The sequence below is a fragment of the Ruegeria sp. BHSA123 genome (genome assembly GCF_059613425.1).
The window spans coordinates 1-16,459 of record NZ_JBXWSL010000013.1 but is presented as its reverse complement, the minus strand read 5'-3'; the positions used below and the strand labels follow the sequence as shown (position 1 = coordinate 16,459).

At 57.2% G+C, this 16,459-nt stretch carries 17 protein-coding genes and 1 pseudogene; 5 read left to right on the top strand and 13 right to left on the bottom strand.

What is annotated here, in order from left to right; translation table 11 throughout:
• Window positions 1-27 precede the first annotated feature (27 nt).
• The gene (locus tag AC2FNC_RS09375) at window positions 28-1,659 is read left to right on the top strand and encodes a DUF4139 domain-containing protein (protein ID WP_496715142.1); all 1,632 of its coding nucleotides are present in this window, start codon (window positions 28-30) and stop codon (window positions 1,657-1,659) included.
• 217 nt (window positions 1,660-1,876) lie between these two features.
• Entirely contained in the window at window positions 1,877-2,794 is a 918-nt protein-coding gene (locus AC2FNC_RS09370; protein WP_496715141.1) for an endonuclease/exonuclease/phosphatase family protein, read from the top strand.
• Between the two features lie 63 nt (window positions 2,795-2,857).
• Here AC2FNC_RS09370 and AC2FNC_RS09365 read toward each other — a convergent pair whose 3' ends face one another.
• Window positions 2,858-3,394, bottom strand: coding sequence for an SRPBCC family protein (locus AC2FNC_RS09365; protein ID WP_480518150.1), 537 nt, complete (start codon window positions 3,392-3,394; stop codon window positions 2,858-2,860).
• Between the two features lie 97 nt (window positions 3,395-3,491).
• Window positions 3,492-4,142 (bottom strand): carbonic anhydrase, encoded by a 651-nt coding sequence (locus AC2FNC_RS09360; protein ID WP_480474329.1) that lies wholly within the window; start codon window positions 4,140-4,142, stop codon window positions 3,492-3,494.
• A 144-nt stretch (window positions 4,143-4,286) separates the two neighbouring features.
• Between AC2FNC_RS09360 and AC2FNC_RS09355 the strand changes: the two genes are divergently transcribed.
• From AC2FNC_RS09355 to AC2FNC_RS09345, 3 genes are all read left to right on the top strand, one after another.
• Complete coding sequence (locus AC2FNC_RS09355) at window positions 4,287-4,676, top strand: hypothetical protein (protein WP_480554433.1); 390 nt, start codon at window positions 4,287-4,289, stop codon at window positions 4,674-4,676.
• A 63-nt stretch (window positions 4,677-4,739) separates the two neighbouring features.
• Complete coding sequence (locus tag AC2FNC_RS09350) at window positions 4,740-6,122, top strand: leucyl aminopeptidase family protein (RefSeq protein ID WP_496715140.1); 1,383 nt, start codon at window positions 4,740-4,742, stop codon at window positions 6,120-6,122.
• Entirely contained in the window at window positions 6,119-6,856 is a 738-nt protein-coding gene (locus AC2FNC_RS09345; protein ID WP_480624819.1) for a C40 family peptidase, read from the top strand. Before AC2FNC_RS09350 ends, AC2FNC_RS09345 begins: the two co-directional genes overlap by 4 nt.
• Here AC2FNC_RS09345 and AC2FNC_RS09340 read toward each other — a convergent pair.
• The 11 genes and pseudogenes from AC2FNC_RS09340 to AC2FNC_RS09290 all read right to left on the bottom strand — a co-directional run.
• On the bottom strand, window positions 6,853-7,203 hold the full coding sequence (locus tag AC2FNC_RS09340; protein WP_480474332.1) for a DUF2794 domain-containing protein: 351 nt from the start codon (window positions 7,201-7,203) through the stop codon (window positions 6,853-6,855). The two genes, AC2FNC_RS09345 and AC2FNC_RS09340, sit on opposite strands and share 4 nt — an antisense overlap.
• 73 nt (window positions 7,204-7,276) lie before the next feature.
• Window positions 7,277-8,941 (bottom strand): ABC transporter permease, encoded by a 1,665-nt coding sequence (locus AC2FNC_RS09335; RefSeq protein ID WP_480554339.1) that lies wholly within the window; start codon window positions 8,939-8,941, stop codon window positions 7,277-7,279.
• Between the two features lie 122 nt (window positions 8,942-9,063).
• Entirely contained in the window at window positions 9,064-10,281 is a 1,218-nt protein-coding gene (locus AC2FNC_RS09330) for a phenylacetate--CoA ligase family protein (protein WP_496715179.1), read from the bottom strand.
• Between the two features lie 19 nt (window positions 10,282-10,300).
• Window positions 10,301-11,134, bottom strand: a complete 834-nt coding sequence (locus AC2FNC_RS09325) for an ABC transporter ATP-binding protein (protein ID WP_480474334.1) — start codon at window positions 11,132-11,134, stop codon at window positions 10,301-10,303.
• A 111-nt stretch (window positions 11,135-11,245) separates the two neighbouring features.
• Entirely contained in the window at window positions 11,246-12,529 is a 1,284-nt protein-coding gene (locus AC2FNC_RS09320) for an ABC transporter substrate-binding protein (protein ID WP_480474335.1), read from the bottom strand.
• Window positions 12,530-12,603: 74 nt separating this feature from the next.
• On the bottom strand, window positions 12,604-13,680 hold the full coding sequence (locus tag AC2FNC_RS09315; protein WP_480482437.1) for a branched-chain amino acid ABC transporter permease: 1,077 nt from the start codon (window positions 13,678-13,680) through the stop codon (window positions 12,604-12,606).
• Window positions 13,681-13,683: 3 nt separating this feature from the next.
• On the bottom strand, window positions 13,684-13,941 hold the full coding sequence (locus AC2FNC_RS09310; RefSeq protein WP_480474337.1) for a hypothetical protein: 258 nt from the start codon (window positions 13,939-13,941) through the stop codon (window positions 13,684-13,686).
• The gene (locus AC2FNC_RS09305; RefSeq protein ID WP_480474338.1) at window positions 13,938-14,192 is read right to left on the bottom strand and encodes a hypothetical protein; all 255 of its coding nucleotides are present in this window, start codon (window positions 14,190-14,192) and stop codon (window positions 13,938-13,940) included. Before AC2FNC_RS09305 ends, AC2FNC_RS09310 begins: the two co-directional genes overlap by 4 nt.
• Window positions 14,193-15,179, bottom strand: a complete 987-nt coding sequence (locus AC2FNC_RS09300) for a branched-chain amino acid ABC transporter permease (protein ID WP_480474339.1) — start codon at window positions 15,177-15,179, stop codon at window positions 14,193-14,195.
• 29 nt (window positions 15,180-15,208) lie between these two features.
• A complete protein-coding gene (locus tag AC2FNC_RS09295; RefSeq protein ID WP_480474340.1) occupies window positions 15,209-16,027 on the bottom strand; it encodes an ABC transporter ATP-binding protein in 819 nt (272 codons plus the stop codon).
• A 78-nt stretch (window positions 16,028-16,105) separates the two neighbouring features.
• A pseudogene (locus AC2FNC_RS09290) lies at window positions 16,106-16,459 on the bottom strand (long-chain fatty acid--CoA ligase); the annotation flags it as partial.

Genomic DNA, 16,459 nt, shown 5'->3' with positions numbered 1-16,459 from the left:
TATAACACCTGATTTCCGCGAGTGATTATGAGACCCCTGATTTACCTTCTGGCCCTTGCGCCCACCGTCCTGCATGCTGAAACATTTTTGATCGACACCAAAGTCAGTGAGGTCACGGTTTACCCCAGAGGAGCCGACATAATCCGCACAGGGGTCTACGAAATTCCTGCTGGCAACCATCGTCTGATCTTGCAGGGCATTCCCGCACGTGACGAAAATCAGTTGTTTTCAATTCGGATTCTGACCGAAGGCCTGACACAAACCGCGTTGCTCCGGCGCTTTGAAAACCTTCCGGTACAGGACCGCAAAAGCGAAGCTGTAATGCAGGCCGAGGACCGGATCGAAGCAATAGAAGATCAGATCACTGCTGTCACTGACAAGGCGAAAGCCACCCGTCTTCGCGCCGAGGCTGCACGCCAATCCTTATTGTTTCTTAGTCAATTGGGACAGAATGAAGGTCTGCCTTCCGACCCAAACACGCTGCGTGAGATCACCCGCATGATCGCCGAGGAATCTCTGCGCGCCGAGCAAGAAGCCCAATCGGCGGAAATCGAAGCCCGAGGTGTCGAACGGCAACTGGAACAGCTGGAAGAAGATTTGTTGATTGCTCAAGCTGATCTGGCAGCACTGATCCCCGAAGCTGATGACCATGTATTCGTTGCCATCGACGTGACCGCCGAAACAGCAACAAAAGGTGCTTTGACCGTGTCGTACATCGACTCCTATGCCGCAGAATGGTCGCCGGGATACGAGTTTCATTTGGCAACCGGCGACGCGCCCACAGTTCGGATCGACCGCAACCTCCTGATCGCGCAGGACACCGGTGAAAACTGGCGCGATGTTACGATGCATGTGTCGACCATTGCCCCAACTGGACAGAACGCTGCATCGTGGCTGCCTTCATTTCGACATTGGATACGCGAAACACCGCCACCGCAACCAGAACAGGGAAATTTCGGGAAATTGGCAGAAGCGGTTGTCGAGGCACCTGTTGTGGTGGAAGAGACATCCATTGGCACGATATTGACCTCGTCAGTAGAAGGCACCGGCATCACTTACACTTTGCCAAATCTCATCTCGGTTTCCACTGGTTATGAGATTACCGAGGTCGCATTGGACGCAATCACCCAATCTGCCGAGGTTTTTGCGCTTGGCGTGCCCTGGCGCGATGACACGGCGTATCGGACCGCTCGGTTCACCAACCCAATGGATCAGAGGCTTCTGGAGTCTGCTGCCGCACGGTGGTTTGTAGATGATGTTCTGGTTGCTGCCGGAGACTCGCAGGAAATTGGCCCTCGGGAAGAAATCGAGATGGGGTTTGGCTCAATCCATGGTCTGACACTTTCCCGACAGATCCTGAACCGCAGCAGCGGTGACACCGGGATTATTTCGCGGGCCAATCAACGGATCGAACAGGCTGAAATCAGCATTGAAAACCTGACGGACCAAACCTGGCCAACGCGCCTCTTGGACCGGGTTCCATATTCCGAGCAGGACGATCTGGAAATCACGTGGAACGCCAATCCACGCCCGAATGAAGAGAATGTGGACAACCAACGCGGAATTCTGGCTTGGGAGATGGATATTGCCCCCGATCAAAAGGCAAACATCACCTTGAACCTTGAATTGAATTGGCCTGAGGGGATGGACCTGAGGTAGTTTCCAAAGACGCTCGGCTTTTGCCGTCTATTTCATCAGCCGCACCCATCAAGGCACCGACCGGACCCCAAGCTTCGGCAGAGCGCTGACGGCAATCCAAATTGCCGACCTGTTGACAAATTCAGGCTTGCTTGCCAGCTAAACACGGACCTGAACGCGACGGATGGGCCAGAACAGACAACAGGTGGTGCCCTGCACAGAGCATCAGAGGCAGAGCATGGGAAAATCGACCAAACGCAGAATTGGAAGATACCTGATCATAGGATGTACAGGCATTCTGGTTGGGCTTATCCTCATCGGCTTTTCTGGGCAATTCCTGGCGGTGGGAGATTCCTTTGCGCTTTTCCGCCCGCAAGCCGGCGTTTTGCTTTTGCCGTGTGCGGCGATCCTGCTGTATATGCGCGCCAGATACCTTGCATTGGTGACCCTGGCCTTTGCCGCTGTTGCTGTCGGATCAATCGCAACCAGTTTCGCTGCCCCGCCCAAGGCCTGCGACGGCCCGTGTCTGACGCTATATCAAAAGAACCTCATGAGCCGGGCATGGCCGCGGTATTCGCTGGCCGACGACATCATTGCATCCGATGCTCAGATCGTGACGTTGCAGGAAGTCTCAAGTCACAACCGCGAATACATGAGCAACCTGTTCGAGCATTACCCCGAAAAGGTGATCTGTGAGTTTCGTCCCGAACAAAACGTTGCCATCCTGACAACTTTGCCGATTGTCGAAGGTTCCGGGTTCTGCCTGAAAGGCCATGGTCTTGTCGGATTACAAGTCGAAGCCCCGGATGGGTCTTTGGTCTGGATCGTATCGATCCACCTGAACTGGCCTTTTCCTTACGACCAATCGACCCAAAGCCGGATTATTGCAGAACGCATCGCAAAATTGGATGGCCCGGTTCTGATTGCCGGAGATTTCAACATGGTTCCCTGGGGTGCAAGCGTCCGGCGGATCGCAGCGGCAGCCGAAAACCAGAGTTTTGGAGCCGTCCTGAATACGCATAGTCTTGGCAGCTGGCACCTACCCTTGCCGATCGACAACCTTTTGTTCCCAAAAGGAACAACCGGAACAGTCGAACTGCGCCCGTTCATGGGGTCCGACCATTTCGGCAAATTCGCGCGGTTCCGATTGGATTGATCCGCGAGGTCCCCGCCGCTTTAGTGGGCGTACCAGAACGCATGTTGCGATCCCAAGAAGGGTCTAGGTGTTGTTTTCGATCAGAACTTTCAGATTATTCAACCCGCGCTCGTAATCGCCGCCAACCCATTTATCCATCATCAACCCCATCCAGCGGGACATGGGATTGAGCCCCAGATCGGATTCGAACCCCCAAGTCACGTTGGTTGCGTCACCATCGGGTTTCAGTGTGAACGAAGCCGAGGCCGTGCCCATCTGCCCAAAGTCCAGATCTGTTTTGACCAGTTGATTTTCCACGCTTTCGACGATTTCCTGCGTACCGCTGCCAACCTGTGCGTGATCAGAGCTCCAGTTCAACTTGTTGCCGACACCTTCATCGGGGCCACTGTAGCTTAGTTTCGTCTCCGGATCGCGTGACAGCCAGGGGGACCATTTCTCAGTTGCTTGCATGGAATTCACAAACGGAAAGATTACTGCGGCCGGGGCGTCGATGGTGATGCTGCGGGACACTTCCGCCTTGCCGGGCAACACGTAAGAGACTGCGATGAACAGTAAAACAAGGAGGCACAACCCTGCGAGAAATTGCTTAAGCATCTTCATAGCAAGCTCCAAATTCAAACGTCATGAATGGAGTATACGAAATAACGGCTCTGAATCAGAGCCGTATTCCTCATCATTTATTCACTATGAACTGTCGTCAGACCGGAACGAATTTCTTCTGTATGGGATCGTAACTCTCTAACCCGCCAGCGCCGATATCGGTCCACAACCCGTGCAGGCTCAGAGTGCCCTGTTCGACCGCTGACGAGATAAACGGGAACGTCATCAGGTTTTCAAGCGACGCGACAACCGATTGGCGTTCCAGCTGTCGGGCTTGTTCGAGGCTGTCTTCGATATCAGCGACAAGTTCGAATTTTGGTTTCAGAATGTCCATCCAGCGGCCGACAAAGCTTTCTTTTGCATCCAGTTGCGGCGCCTGACCCTTGCACATGTCGATACAGCCCTGAACGCCACCGCATTGCGAATGGCCAAGAACCATCAGATGCGCAACCTTGAGAGAAGTGACGGCATACTCGATTGCTGCGCTGGTACCGTGATGATCGCCGTCCGGCGCATAGGGAGGCACCAGATTGGCGATATTGCGGTGGATAAAGAAATCGCCCTGATCCGCACCGAACATCGAAGTCACATGGACCCGGCTGTCGCAGCAGGAGATCACCATCGCCCGGGGCCGCTGCCCTTCATCTGCCAGCCGCTTGAACCAGACCTGGTTTTCCGAATACGTGGTCGCTTTCCAGCCGTGATACCGCGTGACCAGATAGCTCGGCAAAGGTTTGGCAAATTCCATTACGGTGTCCCCGTTCTTGTCGCTGATCGATCCTCTAAACCGAATTCTAGGAAAATTCGAGCAATTATCCGATTTCTCTGCAAGGTTTTGCAAAGGAATTTGCCACCAGTATCAAACCTGCGCTGTGGGGGCGTCAGAATTAGGGTGAATGTGGTGGAAAAAATAATCACGCTTGAACACAAGGAATCCGTCCGTCTGGATTCGGATCAATTAAGTGGCCTTTACCGTCAACTGGGCGACAAGAACGCGCTGGATGTGCTGTGCCGCACCATCGAAGAACTGGCAGTGCGCCTGTCGAACTGCGAACGCTTTTGGCGTCAGCGCAAGTGGGCCGACCTGCGCAAATGCGCAAGGTCGCTGGTCGCGATTTCCGAACAGGTCGGGATGACGGTTCTGGCCAGGGTTGCAGGTGACGTAGCGCAGGCCGTCGATGCCGGTGACGCGGTAGCAGCGGGCGCGACGCTGGGACGTCTGATCCGCGTTGGTGAGCGGTCGTTGACAGCCGTCTGGGACCAACAGAACCTTTCCGTCTGACAGGGGTTGCGGGCAGATTATGCGCGGCTAGTCTGTGCACAGAAACAATCTGCCGAGGCGCCCATGACTCTGTCCTTCGCCCCATCCTCTGACCCTTCCGTACCGCTTCATGTGATCGCGCAGCCGGATTTGGACGGCTGGCTTCTGGATCAGCCTGAGCGCGTGCAGTCCTGGGTCGCAGCAAACGGGTTTTCCGGCGCTCTGGGGCAGTCCCTGCTTGTGCCGGCAACGAACGGCGCAATTGAATTCGCGCTGGCTGGTTACGGAACCGAAGAAAAACGTGCGCGCAAACGGTTCCCCCTTGCCGCAGCGGCCATGGCGCTGCCGGAAGGCACTTACGGCATTGCTTCGGGCATTCCTGCGGATCTTTTGGAGATGGAGTGTCTTGGCTGGCTGATGACTGGCTATGTCTTCGATCGATACGCGTCCCAGACCGGAGGGTCAGCGGCATTGATTGCACCTGATGGCATCAACGCCGCCCGTATCGAGGCCATGGCAAATGCCGAGGCTCTGACGCGCGATCTGGTCAACACGCCCACTTCGGACATGGGACCGGATCAGTTGCAGCAAGCGGTCGAGGTTCTGGCGAATGAGTTCGGCGCGTCTTGCAAGGTGATCACCGGCCATGCGCTGCTGGATCAGAATTTTCCCATGATTCACACAGTAGGACGGGCCGCGGCGCAGGCCCCCCGGCTGATCGAGTTGAACTGGGGCACCAGTGGCCCCAGACTGACACTAGTGGGCAAAGGTGTATGTTTCGACACCGGCGGGCTGAATTTGAAACCGGGCGCTTCCATGGGCCTGATGAAAAAAGACATGGGCGGCGCGGCCAATGTGCTGGGACTGGCCCGGATGATCATGGCGCTGGACCTTCCCCTGCAACTGCGGATTCTGATCCCGGCCGTTGAAAACGCAGTCTCAGGCAATGCCTTTCGCCCCGGTGATATCCTGACGTCACGCAAGGGCCTGACCGTTGAAATCAACAACACCGATGCCGAAGGGCGTCTGGTTCTGGCTGATGCGCTGACTTTGGCGGATGAAGGGAATCCCGATCTGGTGATCTCGATGGCGACGCTGACCGGTGCGGCGCGCGTGGCCGTGGGCCCTGATCTGGCACCGTTCTACACCGACGACGAAAGCTGCGCGCTGGCCTTGGCACAAGCGGCCAAAACTTCTGCCGATCCGGTCTGGAGAATGCCGTTTCACACACCCTACGAGGCGATGATCGAACCCGGCATTGCCGATCTGGACAATGCCCCCTCGGGCGGGTTTGCCGGGTCTATCACCGCCGCGCTGTTTCTGCGCCGGTTCGTAGGGTCTAGCCGCTATATCCATTTTGACATTTACGCATGGCAACCCAGCAATGAACCCGGCCGCACAAAAGGCGGTCTGGGTCAGGGATCACGCGCGGTGCTGTCGGCCTTACCGGAGGTATTGGGATTATGACCAAGCGCCGCGTATCCAAACCGGTCGTCGACCTGTTGCGTGCTCCTGACGGGCCGCGTGATCGTCAATTGCTGCTGGGGGACACGGTTCACGTCAAAGAAAACCACGGCGGGTGGAGCAGGATCGTCGCAGAAAAAGACGGATATGCTGGTTGGCTGGAAACAGACCACCTGTCCGAGGAAATACCTGCAACGCATTGGATCAATGCGCCCGCAACACATGCATACTTGACCCCTGATATCAAAAGCCGCGATCTCGTGTCTCTGAGTTTCGGAAGTAAAATCCACGCGACTGCCGAAACGGATCGGTTTGTGCAGACCGAATTGGGTTTTGTCCCAAAGGTTCACATGGCCCCTATTGCAGAAAAACCGCACGATCCGGTTGCCGTGGCCGAGTTGTTCCTGGGTACGCCCTATCTGTGGGGCGGCAACAGCCGGTTCGGCATCGATTGTTCAGGGCTTGTTCAGGCCGCGTTGCTGGCCTGCGGTATTCCCTGCCCCGGCGATAGCGGCGATCAGGAACAAGCCTTGGGCGCTGCCCTGTCAGCTGGAACACCTGCGCAGCGCGGGGATTTGCTGTTCTGGAAAGGTCACGTGGCCTGGGTTTCGGGCGACAACATGATTTTGCATGCGAACGCCAGCCATATGGCGGTTGTGTACGAGCCGATGGACCGGGCGATCCAGCGCATTCAGGATCAGGGCGACGGGCCTGTTACAGCGCGAAAAAGGCTCTAATCCGGGTTTACGGCCCGGATGAGCTTGCGTTCCAGCACCCGCAGGACGGCTCGCAGATCGTGGCCGCGTTTCAGGATGCGGCCATCCATACCGATGACAGAGTACATCCCCTGCCGGGATTTCAGGCGCGGGTGCTTTTCGACGCGGTAGATCGGGTGCTCAGCAGTGCGCCGGAAGATCGAGAACACCGCCATGTCGCGCAGGTTTGAGATACCATAGTCCCGCCACTCTCCGGCGGCGACCATCCGTCCATAAACGGACAGGATTTGCGACATCTCGTGCCGGTCAAAGGCCACGGGCATCTGCGCTGCGCTTGCCGAAAACCGGTTGGGAGGCTGCATGTTCATACCGCCAGCCTTGCCGGAAATTATGTTTGAATCAAGCCTGATGCGCGGTTGTCCGGCATTTACAACACAAGTGTTACCGCCGACCAACCTGACGGCAGATCAGGATTACCGGCAGCAGGCCGACTGCCAGAATGACCAGTGAGGGCACGGCGGCACCCTCAAGCCTCTCATCCGAGGCAAGCCTGTATGCCTGTACGGCCAGTGTGTCGAAGTTGAACGGGCGCATGATCAGGGTGGCAGGCAATTCCTTCATTACGTCCACAAAGACGATCAACAGCGCAGTCAGCAGCGACGGTGTCAGAATGGGCAGGTGAACGCGCCGCAATGTTCCCAGCGGTGTTTGCCCCAACGACCGGGCCGCGGCATCCATATTGGCATGAACCGTGCTTTGCCCCCCTTCATATGCGCTGAGCGCGGCAGCAAGGAATCGCACCATGTAAGCGGCAACCAGCAACCAAATCGAGCCTGTAACCAACAACCCAGTCGATACATCGAAGGTCTGCCGCATCCAGGCATCCAGCGCGTTGTCAAAGCTGGCGAAAGGTACAATCAAGCCGACTGCGATGACGCCACCGGGCACGGCATATCCCAGCCGCGCCATGTAGGCCGTCGCAGACGACGCGCGCCCGGGTCTCAGACGTTGAAAGAACCCGACACAGATCGCCGCAAAGACAGTGACGACCGCGGCCGTGCCGGCAAGGGTCAGCGAGTTCTGGATGAAACCGATATAGCGCCGCGACAGCAGGTTCTGTTCCGATTCCAAACCCATCTCGACCAGTATGATAACGGGCAGCAGAAACCCGAAGATAACGGGTATCGTACATAACAAGAATGCCGCGACGGCGCGAAGACCGGTCAGATCTTCCGCCGGTTGGGCAGCATGTTTCTTTCCTGCCTGATAGTATTTTGCCTTACCGCGTTGGGTGCGCTCGGCCACAGCCATGATCAGTGCAAAGACAAGCAGGCACCACGCCAGCTGCGCCGCCGCCGCTCGGTCGGCCATGGAAAACCAGCTGGTGTAGATCCCGGTCGCAAAGGTCTGCACACCGAAATACGACACGGTTCCGAAATCGGCGATGGTTTCCATGATGGCCAGAAGCACGCCACCGGCGATTGCCGGGCGCGCCATCGGCAGCGAGACGCGCCGAAACGCCAGCCATGGGTTGTTGCCCAGCGCCCGCGCCGCCAGAAACGCCGTAGCACTTTGTTGCAGGAACGCAGCCCGTGCCAGCAGGTAGACATAGGGGTAAAGCACCAGAATCAGCATCACCGCCGCGCCCCCGGTCGAGCGGATTTCAGGGAACCAGTAGTCGCGCGGCCCCCAGCCCGTTACATCTCGCAGGGTGCTTTGAACAATACCCGGATGATCCAGAATAAAGGTGTACGCATAGGCGAGCACATACGCCGGAAAGGCCAACGGCAAGACCAGCGCGATCTCAAGGATCCTGACACCGGGAAAGCGGGTCATCGTCACCAACCAGGCAGCGCCCGTGCCGATACTGAACGTACCCGACGCAACCAGAACCACAAGGATCAGGGTCGTCACGGTATAGCCGGGCAACACCGTGTCCATCAGGTGCGAGATCGTATCTGTTCCGCCGGTCACCGCTGCCAAGACCACGGCCACCATGGGCAGCAGGCACGCGGCAGCCACAAGATAGGCGACAGCGGCCAACAGCCGTGTGCCGCGTACACCGCGATTGCGTGATCCGTTTTCTGAATAGTCGATCTGGGCCATCATCCCGGCTTTTGATTGGCAAAGGCTTAGGGTCTGCCTTTAATCGACCAAAATGCTCGGAAACACCAGTGCGTCGGTCAACAAATCTGCGACACAAACTGCCGCAGACCTGATTTTCACTGCTATTCGTAGACGCGCTGATCCTCAATCACCAGCCCGTCTTTGGGCAGCGAGCCGGGAGCGACGACTTCGATTGCGCCTTTCAGTTTCAGCACTTCGGCCACCGATCTAGCATATGCCGTATCATCCCCGCCTGTGCTTTCGATCTGGACAGTCATCGAATCCATCTCGCCCTGACGGGTGGCAATGACTCGAGCCTTGACGATCTCTTCATGCTTGTCGACCAAAGCGGCAACCTGTTCCGGACGCACGAACATACCTTTGATCTTGGTTGTCTGATCTGCACGCCCCATCCAACCCTTGATCCGGGTGTTCGTGCGACCGCAAGGAGAAATTCCCGGCATCACGGCGGACAGGTCGCCCGTCGCAAAGCGGATCAGCGGGTAATCGGGGTTGAGTGAGGTTACCACGACCTCACCCACCTCACCCGGCGCCACCGGAGTTCCGGTTCCCGGTGTAACAATCTCGACAATCACGTGCTCGTCGATGATCATCCCGTCGATCGCGGCGCTTTCATAAGCAATATTGCCCAGATCCGCTGTCGCGTAACATTGCAGGCACGAGATACCCCGATCGGAATATTCCTGTCGCAAAGACGGGAACAAAGCGCCTCCGCCAACGGCGGCTTTCGAGAAATGCAGTGAAACGCCCATCTCGTCGGCTTTGTCCAGAATGACTTTCAGGTAATCCGGCGTGCCTGCATAGGCCGTACAGCCAACGTCGCGGGCGGCAGTCACCTGCAACTCGGTTTGTCCGGTTCCTGCGGGCAGAACAGCCGCGCCAACAGCGCGTGCGCCGTTTTCAAAAATCATACCGGCCGGGGTCAGGTGATACCCAAAACAGTTCTGGACGATGTCCCCTGCGCCAACACCCGCAGCATTCAGGAAACGGCCCATGCGCCACCAGTCGTGATCAGTGCTGCCCGGCTCATAGATCGGTCCGGGTGACTGGAACACATGATGGAAATGCCGCGCCGGTTTTACCGTAAATCCGCCAAACGGGGGGCGTTTGGCTTGTGCTCGGGTCAGATCCGATTTCCGCAGAACGGGCAATGTTGGCAAATCATCTGCTGACATTACATTATTAGTGTCTGATTCTGACAAATGCGACGCAAATCCAGGGGCTGACATCGCGCGTTTAATCTGCTCCACTAGTGCCCTGGCCTGATCCGAGGCGCGTTCGTCTGTCGAGCGTGTTTCGAGTGCGTCGAAATAGGTCATCGCCATATCCTCCATCCGCTCACAGCCACCTTTTGCGACGACGATAGGACCGCACATCGCGAAAGCTTTTGCGGCCCTCATCGGACATACCCAGGTAGAACTCTTTCACATCCGGGTTTTCGCGCAGGTCGGCTGCCGGGCCATCCATCACGACACGCCCGGATTCAAGAATGTAACCATAATGTGCAAAGCGCAGGGCGACGTTGGTGTTCTGCTCTGCCAGCAGAAAGGACACGCCCTCTTTTTCGTTGAGGTCCTTCACGATACTGAAAATCTCTTCGACCAGCTGCGGAGCAAGCCCCATTGAGGGTTCGTCCAGCAAAATCGTCTCGGGCCGCGACATCAACGCCCGCCCCATGGCAACCATCTGCTGTTCCCCACCCGATGTATAGCCTGCCTGCGACCGGCGGCGTTCCTTGAGCCGGGGAAAATATGCGTAAACCATCTCAAGATCCCGCTGGACCGCAGCAGCCCCGTCTTTTCGAGTATATGCGCCGGTCAGCAAGTTTTCCTCGACGGTCAAGTGCTCGAAACAGTGGCGGCCCTCCATCACCTGAATGACACCCTTTTCAACCAGATCGGCCGGATCGCTTTCATGCACGTTCTGGCCGCGATACTTGATCGAACCTTTGGTGACTTCTCCGCGTTCGGAATGCAGCAGGTTCGAAACGGCCTTGAGCGTGGTTGTCTTGCCCGCGCCATTGCCGCCCAGCAGTGCTGTGATGCCGCCCTTTGGAACGTTCAGGCTGACGCCTTTCAACACGAGGATCACGTGGTTGTAGATCACCTCGATATTATTGACCTCAAGCAGGGTTTCCGCCTGCACGTCAGTGGTTTGTGCCGCATCCAGCATCAGCGCGTTTCCTCATGCCTGCCCGTTCCGGGGCTGTTCGTGAGGAGCGGCAGGCGACCCGCCGCTCCGGTTGTCTGAACGCCCCGGATCACATCCGTGGCGCAACATGCCTTACTCGCAACGTGGCGAGATGCTGTTTTCGGTTGCGTAGGCACCGGAATCTTCATCGATCAACGCGCCGATAACTTCGGCATCTGTCGGTTTGAAGTCCTGTACCGGGTTCCAGGCGCCAGTCGCCGCATCCCACTGAACAACACCGACAAGGCCTGGGCCGCCGTGGTTCTCGCAGGAGACCGAGAATTCAGGGCCGAACCCGGACATGCCAAGAGCTTCCATCTTGGCGTTGGTCATTTCCAATGCTTCCATGCCATCGCGCATCATCGATGCGTCGATATCAGCGGTTCCGTGCATCGCCTGCGCCGTTTTCACAGCCTCGGCTGCCAGCATGGCGGCATAAAGACCACGGTTGTACTGAACTGTACCCAGCTGATCGCCGGCACCTGCAGCCTTGCCCGAGTCAACGACGTACTTTTTCAGGTCGTCATAGACAGGATAGTCCATGCCAAGGCCAGTAAAGGTCAGCGCCTTGTAACCGGTCGCTTTTTCCCCAGCAGGCTGAACGTCGAATTCCGCGCCCGACCACCAGACACCGATGAAGTTTTCCATCGGGAAACGGATGTTGGCCGCTTCCTGAACCGCAACCTGGTTCATGACGCCCCAGCCCCACATGATGACATAGTCAGGCTTTTCGCGGCGAATTTGCAGCCATTGCGACTTCTGCTCCTGGCCCGGGTGATCAACCGGCAGCAAGGACAGCTCATACCCATGCTTTTCAGCCAGAGTTTCCAGCGTCCGGATCGGTTCCTTGCCATAGGCCGAGTTGTGATAGACCAGCGCAATCTTCTTGCCGCTCAGGTCACCGCCATTTTCATCCAACAGATAGTTGATCGCACCGGACGCACCGTTCCAGTAGTTGGCCGGATAGTTGAACACATGGCTGAACACTTTGCCATTCGCAGCCGAGGTCCGGCCATACCCCATTGTGTGCAACGGAATGCCGTCGGCGGTTACTTTGGGGATCAGCTGATAGGTGATTCCGGTCGACAGCGGCTGATACACCAGTGCGCCTTCACCTTTGGTGGACTCATAACATTCCACGCCTTTTTCGGTGTTATACCCGGTTTCACATTCGATCACGTTTGCAGGTACACCGCCAATGCCACCGTCCCGCTCGTTCAGAAGCGTGAAATAGTCGGCGTAACCGTCCGCGAACGGAATACCACCGGCCGCATAGGGCCCGGTTCGATAGCTGAGCGACGGGAACACAAGATCCGCCATCGCAGGTCCTGCCGCCATCAGGGCGCTCAGCGCCACAGTTGCCAGTTTCTTGTTCATCGGGTGTCTCCTCCCTTGATTGATCCGATATTGAGTTCGGGCTTGATCACCCGTCTTTATGATTGGGCCAGCCCTCAGTGCGGGAACGGCCAGAGTCTGAGTTTCTCTTTCGCCACGCGCCACAACTGGGCCAGACCGTGGGGCTCGAGGATCAGGAACATGATGATCAGCGCGCCCACGATCACGAGCTGAAGATGGGCAACGATATCGGTCGGCCAACCCAGAAGATCGACGCCAACCAGTTTGAGCAGAACCGGCAGCAGCACCAGGAATGCCGCCCCGGCAAAAGACCCGAAAATCGAGCCTAATCCACCGATAATCACCATAAACAGCACCAGAAACGACTTCTGGATGCCGAATGCTTCGCCCACCTCGACCGCGCCAAGATAGACGGCAAAGAACAACGCCCCGGCGATGCCCACAAAGAACGAGCTGACAGCGAAAGCGCTGATCTTGGCTTTCAGCGGGTTCACCCCGATGATTTCGGCGGCGATATCCATGTCGCGGATCGCCATCCATGTCCGCCCGGTCGTGCCACGGGTCAGGTTGCGCGCAATGATGGCGCTGAAGGTCAGGAAGATCAGGCAGAACAGGTATGTCGCCCAGGCCGGGGCGTTCGGGCCCGAGATGATAATGCCGAACACGTCACGTTCCGGTGCGTTGATCTGGCCCGAGGCCGAGTAGTTGTAGAACCACGGCACCCGGTTGAAGAGCCAGACCAGAAAGAACTGTGCCGCAAGCGTGGCCACCGCCAGATAGAACCCCTTGATCCGCAGGGAAGGCAGGCCAAACAAAACGCCTACAATCGCGGTAATGCCACCAGCCAGCAGGACATGAATGAACATGCTGACGTCTGGAAATGCGGTCATCAACTTGTAGCAGGCATAAGCACCCACCGCCATGAAACCGCCTGTACCAAGGCTGACCTGCCCGCAATAGCCCACAAGTATGTTCAATCCGATCGCCGCGATGGCATAGATCAGAAAGGGCAGCAGCAGGGCGTTTGCCCAATAGTCGTTGATGATGAACGGAATGATCCCAAACGCCACCGCCAGAACGACATAGTACCGGTACCGGTCGAACTTGATCGGGAAAGTCTGGCTGTCATCCACGTAGGAGGTTTTGAAATCTCCGGCCTCACGATAGAACATCTGTTACTTTCCCCATTCTTCCTGCGCCCGGTTACGGGTCGCGGCGTCCAGCTGGCTGGACCCTTTGGCATATCCGCTCGCCTCAGAGGCGCGCACGAGTTTCAGGTAGGCCAGAACGCCCATGATCAGCCCGGCAAAGGCCAGGATCGCGGCAATCGTCAACTGGCTGTCTGTCAGGTCATTCGAGGTCAGCGCGATGTAGCCAAAGGCCCAGAACCCCGCCCATGCGATTACGTTGATGATGGCGATCACCTTGGTCATGCCGGGGCACCTCTGGTTCTAACGTTCAGCCAATGAACCACTCCGGCCAAAGCTGCGTAGAAGAACAATGAATCCATCGCCCGCAAATATCCTGCGTAAACAAGCATCCTCATCTGCCATTCCGTATCGCCTGTCATTGCAATACTTGAACCCGCCAGGTTGATCTCAAAGCACTCAACCAGCGAACGGGTCAGCCCATAAATCAGCAAGGCAATCGGCAGGGCTTTGAAAAGGGGGTTCAGGTTATCCATCTATACTCTCTCGATAATTTTTTCACCGAAGAGACCCTGTGGTCGGAACACCAGAAAGATCAACGCCAGCACATAGGCGAACCAGTTCTCGGTCGCGCCGCCGACCAGCGGGCCAATCGAGAATTCGAACAGCTTCTCGCCCACACCGATGATCAGACCGCCGACGATGGCACCGGGGATCGAGGTGAACCCGCCCAGCATCAACACCGGCAGCGCCTTGAGCGCGATCAGCGACAGCGAGAACTGCACGCCCGATTTGGTGCCCCACATGATCCCCGCGACCAGCGCCACGAACCCGGCCACCGACCAAACCATGACCCAGATAAAGTTGAGCGAGATCCCGACCGAAAGTGCCGCCTGATGGTCATCCGCCACAGCGCGCATGGCCCGCCCCTGCTTTGTGTACTGGCTAAAGGCCACCAGCGCCGCCACCAGAAGCGCCGCGATCACGGTTGCCACGATGTCGAGGTTGTCGATGAAGAAACCATAGCCGAAGATGTTAAAGGTGACCTCGTCGATCCACAGGTTGATGCCCTGGGGCAGACCCACATCCAGCGTCTTGATCTCGGATCCCCACATCAGGTCGGCCACGCCTTCAAGGAAATAGGCCAGACCGATCGTGGCCATGAACAGGATGATCGGCTCCTGCCCAACCAGATGCCGCATGACAAAGCGCTGCACACACCAGGCCAACAGAACCATCACGCCCATTGTCAGGATGATCGCCAACAGGGCGGGGATGGTCCAGCCGAAGTTATAGACATGTGTGCCGAAGGTCGCGTTGATCAAATGCGCGAAAGGCACTTGCCCGTTCATGATCCCGACCAGTGTCATCGCCGCAAACAGGGCCATAACCCCTTGCGCGTAATTGAAAATTCCCGACGCCTTGTAGATCAGCACAAAGCCCAGCGCGACCAGCGCATAAAGCACCCCGGCCATCAGACCGTTAAGGATGACCTCCGTGGCAAAGATTAACTGCTCAGGCATATGTGCCTCCCCGGATATCTGCTTTGGTCTCAGTCATGGCTGACTCCCAGATAGGCGTCGATGACTTCCTGATTGTTGCGCACCTCGTCGGGCGTGCCGTCACCAATCTTCTTGCCGTAATCCATCACGACCACGCGGTCGCTCAGGTCCATCACCACGCCCATATCGTGTTCGATCAGGGCGATGGTGGTGCCGAATTCGTCATTCACGTCGAGGATAAAGCGGCTCATGTCCTCTTTCTCTTCAACGTTCATGCCCGCCATCGGTTCATCCAGCAGCAAGAGCTTTGGTTCTGCCGCCAGAGCACGCGCAAGTTCCACCCGCTTTTTCAACCCGTATGGAAGGCGCGACACGGGCGTTTTTCGGATGTGCTGGATTTCAAGGAAATCGATAATCTTCTCGACCGCCTCACGGTTTTCAACCTCTTCCGCCTCGGCCTTTCCCTTCCACCAGGCCTGCTGGAGGATGTTGGTCTGCATGAAATTCAAACGCCCTGTCATGACGTTGTCCAAAACGCTCATCCCCTCGAACAGGGCGATGTTCTGGAACGTCCGCGCGATCCCCTGCTGCGCCACCTCAAAGGGCCGCATCGCTGGGCGTTTTGATCCGTGGAACCAGACCTCGCCCTCCTGCGGGACATAGAACCCCGAGATGACGTTCAGCATCGATGATTTTCCGGCCCCGTTCGGCCCGATGATGGCGCGAATCTCACCCTCGCGAATATCGAACGAGATATCCTTGATCGCCACGACGCCGCCAAAGCGCAGAGTGATGTTCTTCATCTCCATCACCACGCCACCGATCTTGCGACCGTCTTCGGTGACATATCCTTCGGCGTTATCCAGCATCAGTCACTCCCTGACTTGCGCAAAAACGGGATGGCGGACAGGGCGATGGCCGCAGGTCGCGCGGTGCTGTGGCGGCCCTCATTCCGCTGCCACCTTGTGCTGCGCAACCGGTACAACCGGCGCGTCCACGATTTTCAGCGTCGCGCTAATCGATCCCTTGCGCCCATCCTCATAGGTCACTTCGGTCGTGGTCGAGACGCTTTCGGACCCGTCGTAAAGCGCCGCAATGATGTCGTGGAACTTCTCTTCGACAAACCCGCGCCGAACTTTCCGGGTGCGGGTCATCTCACCATCATCAGCATCCAGTTCCTTGTGCAGCACCACAAAGCGATGCACCTGGCAACCGGACAGCATTTCATCAGCCGCTACCGATTTGTTGACCTCTTCCACATGCGCCTTGATCGTCTCTAACACACGCGGATGGCCCGCCAG

Excerpts from the sequence above, each read along its gene's own strand:
- AC2FNC_RS09325 (WP_480474334.1), bottom strand. The coding sequence starts at position 11,134 with ATGCTGGATGCGGCACAAACCACTGACGTGCAGGCGGAAACCCTGCTT.
- AC2FNC_RS09365 (WP_480518150.1), bottom strand. The coding sequence starts at position 3,394 with ATGAAGATGCTTAAGCAATTTCTCGCAGGGTTGTGCCTCCTTGTTTTA.
- AC2FNC_RS09320 (WP_480474335.1), bottom strand. The coding sequence starts at position 12,529 with ATGAACAAGAAACTGGCAACTGTGGCGCTGAGCGCCCTGATGGCGGCA.
- AC2FNC_RS09315 (WP_480482437.1), bottom strand. The coding sequence starts at position 13,680 with ATGTTCTATCGTGAGGCCGGAGATTTCAAAACCTCCTACGTGGATGAC.
- AC2FNC_RS09305 (WP_480474338.1), bottom strand. The coding sequence starts at position 14,192 with ATGGATAACCTGAACCCCCTTTTCAAAGCCCTGCCGATTGCCTTGCTG.
- AC2FNC_RS09370 (WP_496715141.1), top strand. The coding sequence starts at position 1,877 with ATGGGAAAATCGACCAAACGCAGAATTGGAAGATACCTGATCATAGGA.
- AC2FNC_RS09295 (WP_480474340.1), bottom strand. The coding sequence starts at position 16,027 with ATGCTGGATAACGCCGAAGGATATGTCACCGAAGACGGTCGCAAGATC.
- AC2FNC_RS09330 (WP_496715179.1), bottom strand. The coding sequence starts at position 10,281 with ATGACCTATTTCGACGCACTCGAAACACGCTCGACAGACGAACGCGCC.
- AC2FNC_RS09335 (WP_480554339.1), bottom strand. The coding sequence starts at position 8,941 with ATGGCCCAGATCGACTATTCAGAAAACGGATCACGCAATCGCGGTGTA.
- AC2FNC_RS09375 (WP_496715142.1), top strand. The coding sequence starts at position 28 with ATGAGACCCCTGATTTACCTTCTGGCCCTTGCGCCCACCGTCCTGCAT.
- AC2FNC_RS09310 (WP_480474337.1), bottom strand. The coding sequence starts at position 13,941 with ATGACCAAGGTGATCGCCATCATCAACGTAATCGCATGGGCGGGGTTC.
- AC2FNC_RS09360 (WP_480474329.1), bottom strand. The coding sequence starts at position 4,142 with ATGGAATTTGCCAAACCTTTGCCGAGCTATCTGGTCACGCGGTATCAC.
- AC2FNC_RS09345 (WP_480624819.1), top strand. The coding sequence starts at position 6,119 with ATGACCAAGCGCCGCGTATCCAAACCGGTCGTCGACCTGTTGCGTGCT.
- AC2FNC_RS09300 (WP_480474339.1), bottom strand. The coding sequence starts at position 15,179 with ATGCCTGAGCAGTTAATCTTTGCCACGGAGGTCATCCTTAACGGTCTG.
- AC2FNC_RS09350 (WP_496715140.1), top strand. The coding sequence starts at position 4,740 with ATGACTCTGTCCTTCGCCCCATCCTCTGACCCTTCCGTACCGCTTCAT.
- AC2FNC_RS09340 (WP_480474332.1), bottom strand. The coding sequence starts at position 7,203 with ATGAACATGCAGCCTCCCAACCGGTTTTCGGCAAGCGCAGCGCAGATG.